This window comes from Flavobacterium frigidarium DSM 17623 (assembly GCF_000425505.1).
Classification (GTDB): Bacteria; Bacteroidota; Bacteroidia; order Flavobacteriales; family Flavobacteriaceae; genus Flavobacterium; species Flavobacterium frigidarium.
Window position 1 is genome coordinate 331,916 of record NZ_KE384392.1, and the last position, 17,157, is coordinate 349,072.

The 17,157-nt window shown below is 34.5% G+C and carries 15 protein-coding genes; 3 read left to right on the plus strand and 12 right to left on the minus strand.

Annotation, left to right across the window (positions count from 1 at the left end):
• Nucleotides 1-88 precede the first annotated feature (88 nt).
• The 5 genes from H603_RS0114290 to H603_RS0114310 form a co-directional block, all read right to left on the minus strand.
• Nucleotides 89-907: a M48 family metallopeptidase gene (locus H603_RS0114290; protein ID WP_026709252.1), complete on the minus strand. Its 819-nt coding sequence runs from the start codon at nucleotides 905-907 to the stop codon at nucleotides 89-91.
• A gap of 89 nt (nucleotides 908-996) precedes the next feature.
• A complete protein-coding gene (locus H603_RS0114295; RefSeq protein ID WP_026709253.1) occupies nucleotides 997-3,396 on the minus strand; it encodes a glycoside hydrolase family 31 protein in 2,400 nt (799 codons plus the stop codon).
• Between the two features lie 201 nt (nucleotides 3,397-3,597).
• Nucleotides 3,598-5,505, minus strand: a complete 1,908-nt coding sequence (gene glgB, locus H603_RS0114300) for a 1,4-alpha-glucan branching protein GlgB (protein WP_026709254.1) — start codon at nucleotides 5,503-5,505, stop codon at nucleotides 3,598-3,600.
• 53 nt (nucleotides 5,506-5,558) lie between these two features.
• Nucleotides 5,559-6,839: a glucose-1-phosphate adenylyltransferase gene (locus H603_RS0114305; protein WP_026709255.1), complete on the minus strand. Its 1,281-nt coding sequence runs from the start codon at nucleotides 6,837-6,839 to the stop codon at nucleotides 5,559-5,561.
• Nucleotides 6,836-8,257, minus strand: coding sequence for a glycogen synthase (locus tag H603_RS0114310; RefSeq protein WP_026709256.1), 1,422 nt, complete (start codon nucleotides 8,255-8,257; stop codon nucleotides 6,836-6,838). Before H603_RS0114310 ends, H603_RS0114305 begins: the two co-directional genes overlap by 4 nt.
• A gap of 177 nt (nucleotides 8,258-8,434) precedes the next feature.
• On the opposite strand from H603_RS0114310, the gene H603_RS0114315 reads away from it, so the two are divergent.
• Both H603_RS0114315 and msrB read left to right on the plus strand, forming a co-directional pair.
• The gene (locus H603_RS0114315; RefSeq protein WP_026709257.1) at nucleotides 8,435-9,301 is read left to right on the plus strand and encodes an alpha/beta fold hydrolase; all 867 of its coding nucleotides are present in this window, start codon (nucleotides 8,435-8,437) and stop codon (nucleotides 9,299-9,301) included.
• An 18-nt stretch (nucleotides 9,302-9,319) separates the two neighbouring features.
• Complete coding sequence (msrB, locus tag H603_RS0114320; protein WP_026709258.1) at nucleotides 9,320-9,709, plus strand: peptide-methionine (R)-S-oxide reductase MsrB; 390 nt, start codon at nucleotides 9,320-9,322, stop codon at nucleotides 9,707-9,709.
• A gap of 242 nt (nucleotides 9,710-9,951) precedes the next feature.
• Here the strand turns inward: msrB and H603_RS0114325 are convergent, their stop codons facing one another.
• The 7 genes from H603_RS0114325 to pyrR all read right to left on the minus strand — a co-directional run bounded on the left by H603_RS0114325 (nucleotide 9,952) and on the right by pyrR (nucleotide 16,646).
• Entirely contained in the window at nucleotides 9,952-10,902 is a 951-nt protein-coding gene (locus H603_RS0114325) for an NAD(P)H-dependent flavin oxidoreductase (protein WP_026709259.1), read from the minus strand.
• Nucleotides 10,903-11,012: 110 nt separating this feature from the next.
• Nucleotides 11,013-12,563, minus strand: a complete 1,551-nt coding sequence (locus tag H603_RS0114330) for an amidase (RefSeq protein ID WP_245576125.1) — start codon at nucleotides 12,561-12,563, stop codon at nucleotides 11,013-11,015.
• Between the two features lie 526 nt (nucleotides 12,564-13,089).
• Entirely contained in the window at nucleotides 13,090-13,740 is a 651-nt protein-coding gene (gene pdxH, locus H603_RS0114335; protein WP_035676105.1) for a pyridoxamine 5'-phosphate oxidase, read from the minus strand.
• A 38-nt stretch (nucleotides 13,741-13,778) separates the two neighbouring features.
• Entirely contained in the window at nucleotides 13,779-14,684 is a 906-nt protein-coding gene (locus H603_RS0114340; RefSeq protein ID WP_026709262.1) for a ribonuclease Z, read from the minus strand.
• 69 nt (nucleotides 14,685-14,753) lie between these two features.
• Nucleotides 14,754-15,086, minus strand: a complete 333-nt coding sequence (locus H603_RS0114345) for a hypothetical protein (protein ID WP_026709263.1) — start codon at nucleotides 15,084-15,086, stop codon at nucleotides 14,754-14,756.
• Nucleotides 15,087-15,138: 52 nt separating this feature from the next.
• Nucleotides 15,139-16,065, minus strand: a complete 927-nt coding sequence (locus H603_RS0114350) for an aspartate carbamoyltransferase catalytic subunit (protein ID WP_026709264.1) — start codon at nucleotides 16,063-16,065, stop codon at nucleotides 15,139-15,141.
• Between the two features lie 41 nt (nucleotides 16,066-16,106).
• Nucleotides 16,107-16,646, minus strand: coding sequence for a bifunctional pyr operon transcriptional regulator/uracil phosphoribosyltransferase PyrR (pyrR, locus tag H603_RS0114355; protein ID WP_026709265.1), 540 nt, complete (start codon nucleotides 16,644-16,646; stop codon nucleotides 16,107-16,109).
• Nucleotides 16,647-16,932: 286 nt separating this feature from the next.
• On the opposite strand from pyrR, the gene H603_RS17575 reads away from it, so the two are divergent.
• Nucleotides 16,933-17,106: a hypothetical protein gene (locus tag H603_RS17575; RefSeq protein WP_169628303.1), complete on the plus strand. Its 174-nt coding sequence runs from the start codon at nucleotides 16,933-16,935 to the stop codon at nucleotides 17,104-17,106.
• Nucleotides 17,107-17,157: the final 51 nt, after the last annotated feature.

The window sequence follows — 17,157 nt, forward strand, 5'->3', positions numbered from 1 at the left end:
TATTTTGCAACTCGCGTAATGGTATGAAAAATAATCATAAAAAAAGCCAATTCCGAAGAATTGGCTTTATATAATTTCGCTTTATATTTTATTTGAAAATAACTCCAAATTTAGCTGCAGTAGCTTTTGCTTCCGGAATCATTGCTTTGATGTTTGCGATACGTGTAGCATCAGAAGGGTGTGTACTCATAAATTCTGGTTGCGCTGCACCACCTGAATTAGCTGACATTCTTGTCCAAAAACTTACAGCTTCTTCTGGATTGTAACCAGCAATTGCCATCAGCGTTAGTCCAATTTTATCCGCCTCAGATTCGTTACTTCTACTAAAAGGTAATGTAACACCATATTGTGAACCTAATCCATAAGCAGTGCTAAATGCTTGTTGAGTGGCAGCACTTTTTCCTGATGTTGCTACAGAAACTCCAGCACCAACTAATTCTTGAATTTGTGAAACACTCATACGTTGCGCACCATGATTTGCTAATGCGTGAGAAACTTCATGCCCCATAACAGTTGCTAAACCAGCATCATCTTTAGTAATTGGCAAAATCCCTGAGTAAACAACAATTTTTCCACCTGGCATACACCAAGCATTAACATCAGGACTTTGTACTAATTTATATTCCCATTGGTATCCATCTAAATAAGCTGTTTGACCTAAAGACGCTAAATAACGTTCAGCAGCTGATTTGATTTTAACTCCAACAGTTTCTACTTTCTTAGCGTCTGTTGTTCCAGTAACAACTTTATTTTCATTTAAGAACTCACCATATTGCTGAAAAGATGTTGGAAACAATTCACTATTAGAAACAAAATTTAAAGTCTTTTTACCTGTTAATGGGTTGGTAGCACAAGAAAATAATAATCCTACTATTCCTAATCCTACTAATATTGAATGCTTTTTCATGGTTATTTATTTAATTAGTTAACAAAAATACAAATATTATCCATTTAACATTTATATAATTCTGTTCATTTATATCACAATCTAACTATTTAAGCACCCATTAAATGTAAAACGTGAAATTCTTTTGGCACAATTAAGAATCCATTGGCATTAATTTCATCACAATTATAATCCTCATGTTCATTGTTCAGTTGTATACTTTTAATCTTAAATGGCAATCCAATTAAATTAATTTTATAATCAGAATAATTCGTTTCAAACTTACCTTCTTTATGCAATTGAATGATAACCTCTTTCTCCTTAGCTGTCACTTGAAAAGTTAAAAAACTAAATCTTCCCTTTTTATAATCATAACCATCTTGAGCATCCTCATACACCACAGATTTTTCGATACCTTCTTTATAGTATAAATCTAATGTAAGTTCGTCAAAATCTAATTCTTCTACATATTGTTGTACTGGATATTTAGGAATTATAGCACCGGCTTTTACAAATACTGGAATCTCATCATATTTAGTATCAATCCACATTTCTTTTCCACCACATACTAATCTATTGGTCCAGTAGTTATACCACTCCCCTTTTGGGAGATACATTCTACGTCCTACAGAGTTAGGCTCTAAAATAGGACAAACTAATATTTGATTCCCAAAAATAAACTCATCATTGCGATAATGTGTCTGCGTATCATCTTGATCATAATATACTAGAGGTTTCAACATAGGTACTCCCTCTTCAATATATTGCCAGAACATAGTGTACAAATATGGCAACAACTGGTATCTTAAGTTTACAAACTTTCTAGTAATGTCAATTACTTCTGTATCAAATGCCCAAGGTTCTTGATCACCATGATCACCAGAAGAATGTGTTCTACAAAATGGATGAAATACTGCTAATTGAATCCATCGAGCATACAATTCGCCGGAAGGCTGCTCTGCAAAACCACCAATATCAGATCCTGTGAATCCCATTCCTGAAATAGACAAACGTTGCACTTGAATATTAGCAATCCATAAATGTTCCCATGTTGCTACGTTATCACCAGTCCATGATGAACTGTAGCGTTGCGTTCCCGCATAAGCCGACCTAGTAATTATAAAAGGACGTTTGGGATAGGTATATTTTTTTACCCCGTGATACGTTGCACGCGCCATTTGCATTCCATAGATATTATGCGCCTTTCTATGACTACATGGATTACCGTCATAATCGTGTCGTACGTCCATAGGGAACGTTTTATTAGGAACTTCCATCACTGCAGGTTCGTTCATATCATTCCAAACTCCTTTGACACCAACTTCGGCAATTAATTCTTTAAATAATCCTGCCCACCATTCTCTTACTTCGGGATTCGTGTAATCAGGAAAGTTACATTCTCCTGGCCAGACTTTTCCTTTCATGTAAGGTCCATCAGCTCTTTTACAAAAATAATCGTTCTTTAACCCTTCTTGATAAACAGGGTATTCTTTATCTATTTTAATTCCTGGATCAATAATTACTACCGTTTTAAAACCATCATCAGAAAGTTCTTTGACCATTCTCTTGGGATCTGGAAAATATTCTTTATTCCAAGTGAAACATCTAAAACCTTCCATATAATCAATGTCGAGGTAAATTGCGTCGCAAGGAATTTTAAGCTCTCTAAATTTGGCTGTAATTTCTTTCACATTGCTCTCAGGAAAGTAGCTCCATTTACACTGGTGATAACCTAGCGCCCATAATGGCGGCAACTCAGGTTTACCGGTAAGATCAGTATAAGTGGTAACAACATCTTCCATTTTAGGGCCGTAAATGAAGTAATAGTTCATCTCACCACCCTCAGACCAAAAACTAGTTACATTCCTTCTTTCTTGACAAAAGTCAAAAAATGTTCTGAAAGTATTGTCAAAAAAGATACCGTAGGATTGTTTGTTTTGAAGTCCAATATAAAAAGGAACTACTTTATAAAGTGGTTCTTGATCTTTTTGAAAAGCATATTGATCTGTAGCAAAATTCTCAATACGTTTTCCCTTGAGATTCATTTGAGTCGCTTTGTCTCCCAAACCATAAAAAGACTCTCCATCTTTTGAAGCTTTACTCATTTTTACGATGTTTCCACCAAACTCGTAACTTTCCTCCCAGTGAAATCCTAGTTCGTCCTCAAGCAATACTGCATCAGATAAATCATATATAGATAATCTTAAATCGGCTTTTTGAATTTTACATTTTACTTTACTCGTTGTAATTTGGTAATAATCTACCTCATCACTAAATTCTAAAGCATTGTAACCATGCAGTTGCGTAGTATCGATTGCATACGAAAAGTCATTACTAAAATAACCTTTTGTTGTAAATCGAAAACGTATCAAGCTATCTCTAAGAACAGTTACTTTTAAAACAACATTGTTATCTGTGTGAAAATAAAACGAATCTACATTTTTTTCAAATGATACTATTTTTGTAGGATATAAATCTCCTTTGTATTCTAATTCGGTATTTGTTATCATACTATTTGATATTATTATTTAACTATTCTCTGCAAGTAAACGTACAAAAAAAAAGACCTTAAAGCTTTATTATTAACTAGTTATTCACGAAAACGATATAAGCTCTCCTCCTACTCACACTGCAGTTATTTACCATTTAAATATTTTTTAATCTTTAAAAAAACAGAATTGCTAATTAGACTTAATTCTAATTTGTGACAATTATGAAATTTTAAAAACTTTAACACTTAACGGACCTAATAATAATGCTGCAGAATAATCTCTTCCATCATATGGAGAAGTGTCAATCGTCACTTTCTTGCTATCTAAGACATCACTTCCGCCATAAATTTTAGCATCAGAATTGAAAAGTTCAGTCAAAATTCCTCTTGTCGGAATTCCAATTCGGTAATCTTCTCGCACTACTTCTGTGAAATTGCAAATTATTATAAGGTTGTCTTTCTCTAAGTTTCCTTTTCGAATAAAAGAAAAAACGGCATTTTGATGATCAGAATAATTGATCCATTCAAAACCTTCTGAAGAAAATTGTTTTTCATACAAAGCAGGTTCCGACTTATATAATCCATTTAAATCAGTGACTAGTTTTTTAATACCACTATGATAAGGGTATTGTAGCAAATGCCAATCTAAACTTTGTTCGAAATTCCATTCTGCACTTTGTCCGAATTCACAGCCCATGAACAATAACTTGGTTCCTGGATGCGTGAACATATAGCCATACAACAACCTTAAATTTGCAAATTTCTGCCATTCATCACCCGGCATTCGACCAAAAATAGATTTTTTACCATGCACTACCTCATCATGAGATAATGGCAGCATAAAATTTTCAGTGAAAGTATAAGTCATGGAAAAGGTTAGTTCGTTTTGATGGTATTTTCTATAAACGGTATCCTTTTTAAAATAATTCAAGGTATCGTGCATCCAACCCATCATCCATTTCATTCCAAATCCAAGACCTCCCATATCTGTGGGTTTAGAAACCATAGGAAAAGAAGTACTCTCTTCGGCAATGGTTTGTACACCCTCATAATTGAGATAGACCGCTTCGTTAAATTCCTTTAAAAAACTGATGGTATCTAAGTTTTGGTTTCCACCAAAGATATTTGGTTCCCATTCTCCATCATCTCGAGAATAATCAAGATATAACATAGAAGCGACGGCATCTACGCGCAAGCCGTCAACATGGTAATGATGTAGCCAGAATAAAGCGTTACTTATAAGAAAAGAGCGTACTTCACTGCGACCGTAGTTAAAAACTAAACTTTTCCAGTCAGGATGATATCCTTTTCTCCTATCTGGATGTTCATATAAATTGGAACCATCAAAAAAGCCTAATCCGTGAGCATCATCTGGAAAATGTGATGGAACCCAGTCAAGTATAACCCCTATGTCATTTTGATGCAAACGCTCTATTAAATGCATGAATTCTTGTGGAGTCCCAAAACGAGATGTTGGCGCAAAATAACCTGTGAGTTGGTACCCCCATGAAGGATCATAGGGATACTCCATAACCGGCATGAACTCTACGTGTGTAAAACCCATTTCTTTCACGTGACCCACTAAATCTTTAGCAAAATCTAAATACGTTAAAAATGTTTTTCCATCATCGCCGCGTTTCCAAGAACCAAGATGTACCTCATAAACAGAATATGGTTTGTCTAGATCGTTGTGTTTTTTACGGTTTAGCATCCAGCTCTCATCGATCCACTTATTTTCTAAGTCCCAAACTACCGAGGCAGTGTGCGGGGGCTTTTCACAGTAAAAACTAAAAGGATCTGCTTTTTCTGTAATCACGCCATCTATGGAAGATGCTATCTTATATTTATAAATTGCTCCGTGACCAATATTAGGAATAAAGCCTTCCCAAATACCTGAGGAGTCCCAGCGAACTTGTAATAAATTTTCGCCACCGGTCCAGTAATTAAAATCTCCAACTACCGAAACACTTGCCGCTGAAGGAGCCCAAACAGCAAAATAAACGCCTTTTATACCGTCTTTTTCAATTAGATGGGCGCCTAGTTTTTCATATAAACGATAATGCTTACCTGCTTTAAACAAATTGATGTCGAAATCAGTAAAAAGAGAATGTGTTTGTACGTTGCTCATATAAGCTTGTGATGTAATAATAGATGAATGTAAGTTTTGATAAAAAAATGTTGCTATTCTATTCTATAATTATCAGGAATAACGGCGCCTTTTTTAATAACTACGATTCCATCTTTAATGACATAAAGTGCATTGGCGAAATCTTCAAGATGCGGTCCTCCATTAATATAAACATCATTACCAATACGGCAATCTTTATCTACTAAAGCACATTTAATAAAACAGCGTTCTCCTATCCCTATTAAAATTTTTCCATTCTCTTTATCTCTATCCATCTCCTCTAAGCTTTGATACATATCATTACCCATAACGTAACTGGTATGGATAATGGTATCATTACCTATGCGTGCTCTAATCCCTATAACCGATTTTTTAATTTCTTTGGCACTGATAATACAACCCTCAGAAATTAATGACTCTTCAATTAATGAATTGTGAAATTTAGAAGGAGGCAATAATCTTGGACGCGTATAAATTTTATTATCGTTGTCAAACAAATTGAACTGCGGAATATCATCGGTCAACCCAATATTTGCTTCAAAGAAGGAGTCTATATTACCAATGTCTGTCCAATATCCTTCATACTGATAGCTTAGAATATTTCGATTACCAACAGCTTGTGGTATTATTTCTTTACCAAAATCTTTTGTTTCTGGATCACTCATTAACTCTTCGAGCAGCGCTCTATTGAAAATGTAAATCCCCATCGATGCAAGATATTTTTTTCCTTCACTTTCCATTTGTTCACTGACCTCAGATTCCCAATCAGGCAATAAATCACGGACAGGCTTTTCGATAAAAGAAACAATTTCGTTCTTGTCATTTGTTTTCAAAATACCAAAATCAGAAGCGTCTTTAGCATTTACCGGTAATGTAGCTATCGTAATTTCTGCATTAGCGTTAACATGTGCTTCAATCATATCGTTAAAATCCATTTGGTACAACTGATCTCCTGAAAGAATCAAAGCATAATCAAACTCATGATTTAAAAAATGCGGCATGCATTGTCTCACAGCATCAGCAGTTCCCTGAAACCACGTAGGATTATCAGGTGTTTGTTCAGCAGCCAGAATATCTACAAATGCTTGACTAAAAGCATTGAAGGTATAGGTATTTTTAATATGTGCATTTAGTGACGCTGAATTGAACTGAGTAAGAACAAACATTCTCTTAATGTCTGAATTTAAACAATTTGAAATAGGTATATCAACTAGTCTATATTTTCCAGCAATAGGAACAGCTGGCTTTGATCGAGTAGCAGTTAAAGGAGATAATCTTGATCCCTGCCCACCTCCAAGAATAATTGATACTACATTTTTCTTTTTGACTTTCATACTTTATCTATTAATAGTTTGTAAACTTCTAAATATTCTTGGCATACACGCTCCCATGAATGATCGGTGCTCATGCCTAATTGAATAACTTTATTGAGATGCTCTTTATCATTGTATATACCCACCGCTCTCTTGATGGAATAACATATATCACCTACAGAAGCTTGATCATGACAAATTCCGTTTCCGTTGTCTCCATAATCGATAACCGTATCTTGCAACCCTCCTGTACGTCTTACAATAGGAATCGTCCCATAACGCATGGCATACATTTGGTTCAAACCACAAGGCTCTACTCTTGATGGCATTAATAAGAAATCAGCAGCAGCATATATTAAATGGGCTAACTCCTCGTTATAGCCTATATATGTATTGTAATTACCTACATAATCTCCCTTTAATCTATTAAGGTCGTTTTCAATCTCAGTATTTCCCGATCCTAATATCAATATATTTATTTCCTTATAATTTTCTGATAAAGCTAAAGCTGAAGCTTGTGTCAGTAAATCTCCTCCTTTTTCATTTAGTAATCTTCCTATAAATGAAAACAGCGGTTTCTCAGGATCCAAATTAAATAGCTTACACAGTATTTTTTTATTTTCTAATTTCCCTAATTCAAAATTACTGATGTCATAGTGCTTTTCTAATAATTTATCTGATGCGGGATTCCATAATTGCGTATCAATCCCGTTCAAGATACCTCTAGACTTATATTGCACCATTGTAAATAGTCGTTCTAATCCATTTGCAAAATGGCTTATTTCCTCTAAGTAACTAGGAGAAACCGTGGTTACATGCCACGCACACTTTACTCCTACAGCTAATGAGTTAATGCAATAATCCCATTCTAATAGGTTAGCATGCTCTACATCAAACTCTGGTAGATAATGTAATTTATCAAAGCCAAATTGTCCTTGATATAAACCATTATGAATAGTAATAATTGAAGGCGTATTTCTTAATATTTCATAGCGATGTGAATAAAGCATCATAAAAGGAATTAATCCTGTATGATGATCGTGGCAATTTATAATATCCGGCACCGTAGCGCGGTTTGAAAGCCAGTTTAATGTTGCAATCTGAAACGATACAAAACGCTCAATATCGTCTTCATAACCGTAAACATCCGGACGGTCAAACAAGGACGGAATTGCAATTAAATACAATTCAAAACCTAATTTATTTGTTGTTTCCTTTAAAACCTCATAAGGAAATTCAAACTGCCCTAGTTTTACAATATCTTCATAAACTGCAGTGAATTGATTTGCTTCCTTAAATTTAGTATCATAGCAAGGCATCACGACGCTTACCGTATTTCCCGCATTGTTTTGATATTTTGGTAATGCACCTACAACATCGCCTAGACCGCCTACCTTTGCAACGGGGTAACATTCTGCACTAATATGAACTATATCCATTATACTTTTTTAAATTTTACAGTCTATTCTAAGGTTATATTTCTCTCATATTGCAATTCATACACTTTCGTTAATGTTTTAAAAGTGACAGATTAACTATAAAATAGAGTACTTTTAACCCTTTCTAAAATTAGTTAAAAATTAATACAATAACCGACCTTCTAAAAATTTATTGAAATGTCAAAAAAATCTCCAATTCCTACACAATCCATAAAAATTCCTACCATAATATTGCGGAGCAGTAAACTTATCTCACATATTTCACCAAAATTAACTACCCTTTTTACATCAAAATTATTTACAACGCCCATCAAACACAAAACACCTAAGCGTGAATTGAATATGGATGCAAATAGTACGCAAAGTAAAGTTACGGTACGTGCAATTAAAAAAGATATTGTCGTATATGAATACGGAAAAAGTGATAAGAAAATATTGTTAGTTCACGGCTGGTCTGGCCGCGGAACACAGCTTTTTAAAATTGCCGATGAAATGGTGAAAGCAGGCTATTCAACAGTAAGTTTTGATGCTCCTGGACATGGTAAGTCGCCGGGAAACAATAGTATTATGGTCGACTTTATTGCTGCTATTTTAGAGATCGATAGAATATACGGTCCTTTCGAAGGCGCTATTGGTCATTCGCTAGGCGGAATGTCAGTATTAAACGCGATCAAGCAAGGTTTGAAAGTCAGAAATGCTTCAGTGATAGGTAGTGGTGACGTGGTACAAGATATTATAGAAGAATTTATTTCGAAATTAAATCTGGATAAAAAGTACGCTGTTTTACTACGTGAACATTTCGAAAAAAAATATGGCGAAAAAATGAGCGATTATTCGGCATTTGAAGCGGCTAAAAAAATTGACATACCCGTACTCGTTATTCATGACAATCAAGATTATGAAGTGCCAGTCACAGCAGGAAAAAATATTTATAAGCACTTAAAAAATGGAGAACTTTTATTAACAGAAAATTTAGGACACCGGAAGATACTTGGTGATACTAAAGTTATTGAAAAAGTCGTTAACTTTACAGTTACACATTAATATTAAAACTGATACAAAATGGAATATCCTTTAAATAAGACAGAAGCACAATGGAAAGAGGAATTAGGGGAAGAAAGATACCGCATTTTACGAGAAAAAGGTACGGAGCGTCCTCATACAGGCACCTATAACTTACATTATGAAGCAGGTACTTACTGTTGTGGCGCTTGTAACGAACCCCTATTTGAAAGCGACTCTAAATTTGATGCGCACTGTGGCTGGCCATCGTTTGACGATGCCATACCGGGTAAAGTAAAAAATGTACTGGATAAATCACATGGAATGATTCGCACCGAAATTGTTTGTGCAAATTGTGGAAGTCATTTAGGTCATGTTTTTAATGACGGCCCTACAGCTACAGGACAAAGATACTGCGTAAATTCACTCTCAGTAGATTTCAAAGAATAACTTAAATATGTTTTTTAAAAGTCGGGATTGGGTTTTTATAACTTAGTCCCGATTTTTTTTATGGAGTAATAAAACTGCAATGAGAATTAAACTTATGCGAGGCGTTGAGTAAAACCCAAACAACTAGTTAAGCATACTGCCTTTTAGCTAGTTTCTTTTATGCTCAACATACTAACGACAGTGTATAAAAAAAGCCATTTCAACAGCATGATGAAAAGGCTTTTTAACTTATTTATAATTGCCTATAAGCATATTTTAGCAACAATATTTTGCACACTAGTGATCGCCGTAGTATCTTCGATTGTAGGACCTGCAACCCATACTGTTTTATAAGTAACTTCGGTGGCCGCTTTTGTCACGGCATTTGACCCTATCATGTATCGAATCATTTTAACCCACTTTTTCAACGTCTTGTTTTTGTATAAAGTACGTTCGATCCAAGATTGCTTTGTACCTACTTTTTGAACGTAAGCAGTATTAATCACGGTGCAAGGAGTTCCTGAAATTTTTTCAGTTAATACAATGTCTTTAGCACCAAAATCAACACAAGCTTGTTTGTACTCTTGCGATACTCCAGATTCAAAAGAGGCAATAAAAGGACTACCCACAGATACACCCACTGCACCATAAGATAACATTTTATCAAGAGTGGCTTTATTGCTCACTCCTCCTGCAGAAATCACTGGTAATAATGTATTCTCATTGAGTTCCTTTATCAGTCGCTCTGCCGACAAGTTTCCTCTATGCCCACCCGCTTCATTGTTAACTGCGATTAAAGCATCTGCCCCAAGGCTTTCTACTTTTTTTGCAAAAGCGAGGTCGGTTACATCACAAAAAACTTTGATTCCTGCTTTATGTGCCTGCCTAATCGTTTCTTCTGGAGAACCTAGCGAAGTTATGATGAAATCAACTTTCTCTTCACACAATACAGCCAACTGATCTTTGTATTTAATATTCGATTTATTAACGATCAAATTGTAACCAAAACTACCTCCAGCAACTTTAGCACTCTTCAATTCTTGAACTGAAGTACGTAACTCTTCAATTGTTCGATAATTTAATGCTGGTATGCACCCTGCAACTCCTGCGTTCATTCCTTCGATTACCATTTTTGTATTCGAAACAAGAAACATAGGTGCCATAATTAACGGATGGCTAATATTTAAAAGAGCAGTAAGCGTAGGTTTTATCATTTTGAAGTTTTTTAGTTGTAACAAATATAGTCAAATATACTATGCGTGCCTAGTATATTTCCTGGTGACCTATTTGAATAAGGTCTTAAAATCAAAACTAAATATCTATCTTATGACAAAAAGGCCTTTTTAAAATTAGGTTTCACACGTTTCATAGTCGCTTGCTCAAACGCATATCCCATACCTATTAAGTTACCCTCAGTATATGGCAAACCAAAAAATGAAAAACCAATAGGCAAATCATATACTACTCCACCTGGAACGGTAATATGTGGATAGCCACTTGCGGCCGCTGGCATGGTAAGCGAATAACCCCATTTATCCCCATAAATAACATCAATACTACAAGCAGGTCCCATTGTGATGCCACAAATAGCATCCAAGGAATTCCCTTCGATAACACTGTCTAGAATAGCCTTGCTCCCATCGAAACTTTTAGTTAATGCTTTTTTATATTCCTGTTCGTTCAAAGGACCTTTCAATTGTGAACTGTCTAAAATCTCTTGGTTAAAGTAGGGCATCGCTTTGGATCGATTGAGTAAATTGAAATCGATAACTTCTTTCAAAGATTTCACGTTGGCATTGGCTGTAGCCAAATAGCGATTTAATCCATCTTTGAACTCGTATTGTAAAACAGTGTATTCAGCATCGCCTAGTTCACTTATTCGACCCAAATAATCTATCTCAACTACAGTAGCTCCTAAACTTTTTAATAAGTTAACTGAATCGGTGAAAACAGCATTGATGACAGGATTTGTACCTTGAAGCTTTCTTTCGATTCCTATGCGTTTTCCTACCAATCCATTTTTGTCTAAAAACTTGGTGTAATCTATTTGTTGTTTTCCTTTACTCTCTAGAGTAACTGCATCATTTTCATCAATCCCAATCATTCCTCCTAATAAAATTGCTGCGTCGGTAACAGTTCGAGCCATTGGTCCTGCCGTATCTTGAGTAGCAGAAATAGGAATAATTCCAGATCGACTCACCAATCCCACAGTGGGTTTTATCCCAACAATCCCATTCACAGATGCTGGACATACGATAGATCCATCAGTTTCTGTCCCTACAGCCACAGCACACAAGTTAGCCGAAACAGCGACCCCAGAACCAGCGCTAGAACCACACGGGCTATGATCTAATATATAAGGGTTCTTAGTTTGTCGTCCACGACTACTCCATCCTGAAGAAGATTGCGTAGACCTAAAATTAGCCCATTCACTTAAATTAGTTTTTCCTAAAATCACAGCACCTGCAGCTCGCAATTTTTGAACTAAAAAAGCATCTTTACTAGCGATATTTCCCATCATGGCAAGCGAACCTGCCGTAGTTTGCATTTTATCAGCCGTGTCAATATTATCTTTTATTAATACCGGAATGCCGTGTAAAGGTCCACGTTTTTTACCTGCTGCTAACTCGGCATCTAGTTTCTTGGCAATTTCAAGTGCTTCAGGATTGATTTCGATAACCGAATTCAAATTGGGACCATCTCTATCAATAGCTAGTATACGGTCGAGATATAGCTTCGTCACTTGCTCAATCGTGTAAGTTCCTGCCTCAAATTTCTGACTCAAACTAGCAATTGTTTGTTCGTCGAGATCAAATAATAAATTGTCAACTGGAACTACATCATTTGCAGCTTCTTCATCTTTACTATTCTTCATGCAACTTGTTATAATAAGTGTACTCAGCCCTACAGAGGCGAGCGTTGTGGCTGTCAAAAAAGACCTTCTTTTCATGGTAATGGTTTGGTTAATTAAAGTTCTAAATTTACTTTATTAGTACGTAAACTAAAAATGTTTTCGAAAATTAACAGTAATCATTTCAGCTGTAGCTGTTGCGAGGCAGAAAGATATTGGCGATTAACAAGACGAGCCGATAGCAATTACTTGCTACACTATTTAGACGTGAGAACTTTGCAAATTTTAAAACAATAAAAAATCAAAGCTTGCTCAAATAATAAACAATAAAAAAGGATGCTCGAAAATACTTTCAAACATCCTGAATTACAAAAAACCAACTAAGTAATTATTATGATAAACCTTAGCGGCCAAACTTATAGTAGAGTTAGGGCAAACTCTTAATAATTGCTTCTCAATTACTCTACAAATATAAAAATAATCAGATAAAACACAATGTTTTACCGATAAAATACATTAAAAATATAAAAAGGTACCTAAAAACTTATTTTTAAGGAGCTAGTCTTTCTATTTTCCAATCGTGTTGATTTTCTACTGAGTACCTAATTCTATCATGCAAACGATTAGGCCTACCTTGCCAAAATTCGACTACTGTAGGTTCAACAATGTATCCGCCCCAATTTTCTGGCCTAGAGATACTCTCCTTTTCATATTTTTTTTCTAACTCAACCAAATGATCTTCAAGATACGCTCTCGAAGGAATCACCTGACTTTGGTTAGATACAACAGCACCTAATTTACTGCCTTCTGGACGAGAGTCAAAATAATTGTCTGATGTACTTGGAGCCACTTTTTTTGCTACTCCTTTAATTATAATTTGTCGCTCCATACTGTGCCAAAAAAAAGAAAGGCAAATATTTGGATTTTCTGCTATTGCTTGCCCTTTCTCAGAATCATAATTGGTATAAAAAATAAATCCTTCTTCGTTGAATTTTTTTAGAAGTACCACTCGAGATTTCGGGAAACCATCTTTCCCAATTGTTGCTACAGTCATTGCATTTACCTCTTCTACTCCACCATATTCTTCAGTTTCATGAAACCACTGATTGAATAAATTAATAGGGTCCTCAGGAACATTTGTTTCTAATAACTCGTTTTTTTCGTATGATTTTCTATAATCACTTAAATCGTTTGTACTCATAATTTTAGTAATAGTAAAGTGTTACAATAAGGCCAGCGTTAGAAACTAAAACTTCTACCATCCTCGGCCAATAATATATTTGGAAAAACAGTTAAAGCTTCTTCCTTGAAAATTTCAATTTTGTCATATCTTGTCGAATAATGACCTAAAACTAGTTGTTTTACTCCTGCTTTTAAAGCAATTGTGGCAGCTTGCTTTGCTGTTGTATGCATGGTCTTACTAGCAAGAGCTTCTTCAGAATCTAAGAATGTAGATTCGTGATACAAAATATCTACATCTTTTATCAAGGGAATAATTGCTTCGTTGTACACAGTATCAGAACAAAACGCATATCGCATAGGGACTGCTGGATCAAGCGATAACTCCCCGTTTGGAATTACGCGTCCATCATCTAACGTAATATCTCTTCCGTTTTTAATATTTTGGAAATAACATTTATCAATATTGTAAGATGCCACTACTTGAATATTTAACTTCCTAGCTTCTACTTTCTCTTCGAATAAAAAACCATTAGTATAGATGCGGTGCTTTAAAGGAATAGTGCGCACAATAACTTTTTCATCTTCATAGACAACAACACTTTCTTTAGCTTCTAATTCGTTAAAATGCAAATTAAATGTTGGCCAAGAATTCGATAATTTCAGTTGTAGTTTAATAATCTCTTTAATTCCTTTGGGGCCATGAACATGTAAGTCAGTATTTCTACCCAATAACATAAATGTAGAAATCAAACCAATGAGTCCAAAGAAATGATCACCGTGCAGGTGCGAAATAAAAATATGATTGATTTTTGAGAACTTAATTTTGTTCTTACGGAGTTGCACTTGCGTTCCTTCACCACAGTCTATTAAAAACAATCTATTTTTAATATATAATATTTGGGCAGTAGGATTTGTAAAAGTGCGAGGGGTGGCTGCATAGCAACCAAGTATAGTTAAATTCAATTTGAAATTTTATTTTATTAATTGTTTGAGCCAATTATAATGATAAGAGAACAAATTTATAATTGGTTTTTAAAAACCTAAATCGCGTTCAATTTCTTCCATTTCAATTATGTCATGAGCTTCTAATAAAGAAGGAACAACACTAATATCATCTGAGACCTCATTAAAATCAATATCATCAGCAACGATAATAAAAGATTTTTTAGCTGCCTTGTGTTGTTCTGACAACGCCGAAAAAACTTCAACGTCTGCAACAGTTAGATTTTTATGAGCAAGCAAATCAACAGTAATATTTAGTTTTTCAAAAGATTTGTACTGCTGCGTTAGCTTAGTTACAAAAGAAGCCAAATCACCTTGAGTATCTTTGATTATAACAGTATGTGATTTATGATCTACTTTCATTTTATGTGTGTTAGGTGGTTATTTTATAGCTAAGATAGTGAAGAAAAAAGATTTACTGAATTTTAGAGGCCAATAGATAAATGACTGCCATTCTAATAGCAACACCATTTTCTACCTGATTTAAAATTACAGATTGTTGTGAGTCGGCTACGTCAGATGTGATTTCGACTCCTCTATTAATAGGTCCAGGATGCATCACAACTATTTCTTTATTCAAGCTATCTAGCAATGCTTTATCTAAACCATATTGTTGCGCGTATTCTCTTGTAGAAGGAAAAAAGTTCACATCCATACGTTCGTTTTGCACTCTTAACATATTTGCAACATCACACCATTCTAGTGCTTTTCTAAGATTAGGTTCAACCGTTACCCCTAGAGATTCAATATATTTAGGTATCAATGTTTTTGGACCGCATACTTTTACTTCAGCACCTTGCATTTGCAAAGCATAAATATTAGATAATGCCACTCTAGAGTGTAGAATATCTCCAACAATCACTACTTTTTTACCAGCAACATCACCTAATTTCTCTCTAATTGAATAACTATCTAGTAAAGCTTGAGTGGGATGCTCATGAGCACCGTCACCGGCATTAACGATACTTGCTTTAACATTATTAGATAAAAAATGAGCTGCACCGGGAGTAGCATGACGCATCACCACCATATCAACTTTCATTGATAAAATATTGTTCACTGTGTCAATTAATGTTTCTCCCTTTTTTACTGATGACTGTGCTGCTGAAAAACTGATCACATCTGCCGAAAGTCTTTTTTGAGCTAATTCAAAAGAAAGTTTTGTACGAGTACTGTTTTCGAAAAAAATATTTGCAATAGTTATATCACGTAAAGAGGGTACTTTTTTTATCGGTCTGTTTATGACTTCTTTGAAATGATCAGCAGTTTCAAAAATAAGATCGATATCATTTTTATTGATGTATTTTATTCCCAACAAATGATTTACGCTTAACTCTTTCATTATAGTATGATTAAATATTTTATACGCTTAATTGTAGCTACTTATGTGGTTATTAAATGAACTTCATCAGTTCCTTCATTCTCCTTCCAGTTCACTTTTACTTTCTCATTATTTATAGCGTCGACTTGTCTACCACGATAATCAGGCTGTATAGGCAAATTGCGACTAAAACGTCGGTCTATTAAAACAAGTAGTTCAATTTCTGAAGGTCTTCCAAAAGATTGAATTGCTGTTAATGCAGCTCGAATGCTTCTACCGGTAAATAATACATCATCAATAAAAATGACTTTTTTATTTTCGACTATAAAATTAATGTTAGTTTTATTTGCTTCAAGTGGCTTATCTGTTCTACGGAAATCATCTCTAAAAAAAGTGATGTCTAAATAACCCAACATGATTTCTGGAGTCTTGTAATCGTTTTCTAGAATTTCTTTTAAACGCTCAGCCATAAAAGTACCTCTAGGTTGAATACCTACTAATATAGTATCTTTAAAATCGAGATGTTTTTCTATTAATTGACAAGCCAAACGGTGTAGAATGATATTGACTTCTTTGGCATTAAGTAAAACTTTTTGAGTCATAGTAATATATGGTGTTTGGTGTGACAAATATACAAATTCAATTTTATCAATGATTATATAACGCTTTAGAAAATACAATTTATAAATAGAAAATTTATGTGGACACAATTTTGTAACTGCTGTCAATAATTTTAAAATAGTTTAAATTATCCATATTTGACGCAATAATAGGGTTACATCAAAATATCACAACTCTTTGTCGTAATTGTATAAAATGTTAAAATGGTGTTCTGTGTACTTTTACAGTAACAAAACAAATCAATTATAACAATTTAATTTATACGATATGCAAAAGAGAATCAATAGATTATTAATGCTTTTTTTAGTGTTATTTTCATTTACAAGTTGTGAAGTAGTAGGAGGAATTTTTAAAGCAGGAATGGGAGTAGGAATCTTCATTGTAGTTGCTGTAATAGCAGTCATTTTATGGATCGTCAGTAAAGTTTTTAGTCGAAAATAAAAATAAAAAAAACTCCTGTAAATTTACAGGAGTTTTTTTATACTATTCTAT

What these genes read in the sequence shown, in the direction of transcription:
- H603_RS0114315 (WP_026709257.1), top strand. Translation starts at nt 8,435, where the DNA reads ATGTCAAAAAAATCTCCAATTCCTACACAATCCATAAAAATTCCTACC.
- H603_RS0114310 (WP_026709256.1), bottom strand. Translation starts at nt 8,257, where the DNA reads ATGGATATAGTTCATATTAGTGCAGAATGTTACCCCGTTGCAAAGGTA.
- H603_RS17575 (WP_169628303.1), top strand. Translation starts at nt 16,933, where the DNA reads ATGCAAAAGAGAATCAATAGATTATTAATGCTTTTTTTAGTGTTATTT.
- H603_RS0114350 (WP_026709264.1), bottom strand. Translation starts at nt 16,065, where the DNA reads ATGAAAGAGTTAAGCGTAAATCATTTGTTGGGAATAAAATACATCAAT.
- pyrR (WP_026709265.1), bottom strand. Translation starts at nt 16,646, where the DNA reads ATGACTCAAAAAGTTTTACTTAATGCCAAAGAAGTCAATATCATTCTA.
- H603_RS0114325 (WP_026709259.1), bottom strand. Translation starts at nt 10,902, where the DNA reads ATGATAAAACCTACGCTTACTGCTCTTTTAAATATTAGCCATCCGTTA.
- glgB (WP_026709254.1), bottom strand. Translation starts at nt 5,505, where the DNA reads ATGAGCAACGTACAAACACATTCTCTTTTTACTGATTTCGACATCAAT.
- H603_RS0114305 (WP_026709255.1), bottom strand. Translation starts at nt 6,839, where the DNA reads ATGAAAGTCAAAAAGAAAAATGTAGTATCAATTATTCTTGGAGGTGGG.
- msrB (WP_026709258.1), top strand. Translation starts at nt 9,320, where the DNA reads ATGGAATATCCTTTAAATAAGACAGAAGCACAATGGAAAGAGGAATTA.
- H603_RS0114330 (WP_245576125.1), bottom strand. Translation starts at nt 12,563, where the DNA reads ATGAAGAATAGTAAAGATGAAGAAGCTGCAAATGATGTAGTTCCAGTT.
- H603_RS0114345 (WP_026709263.1), bottom strand. Translation starts at nt 15,086, where the DNA reads ATGAAAGTAGATCATAAATCACATACTGTTATAATCAAAGATACTCAA.
- H603_RS0114290 (WP_026709252.1), bottom strand. Translation starts at nt 907, where the DNA reads ATGAAAAAGCATTCAATATTAGTAGGATTAGGAATAGTAGGATTATTA.
- H603_RS0114295 (WP_026709253.1), bottom strand. Translation starts at nt 3,396, where the DNA reads ATGATAACAAATACCGAATTAGAATACAAAGGAGATTTATATCCTACA.
- pdxH (WP_035676105.1), bottom strand. Translation starts at nt 13,740, where the DNA reads ATGAGTACAAACGATTTAAGTGATTATAGAAAATCATACGAAAAAAAC.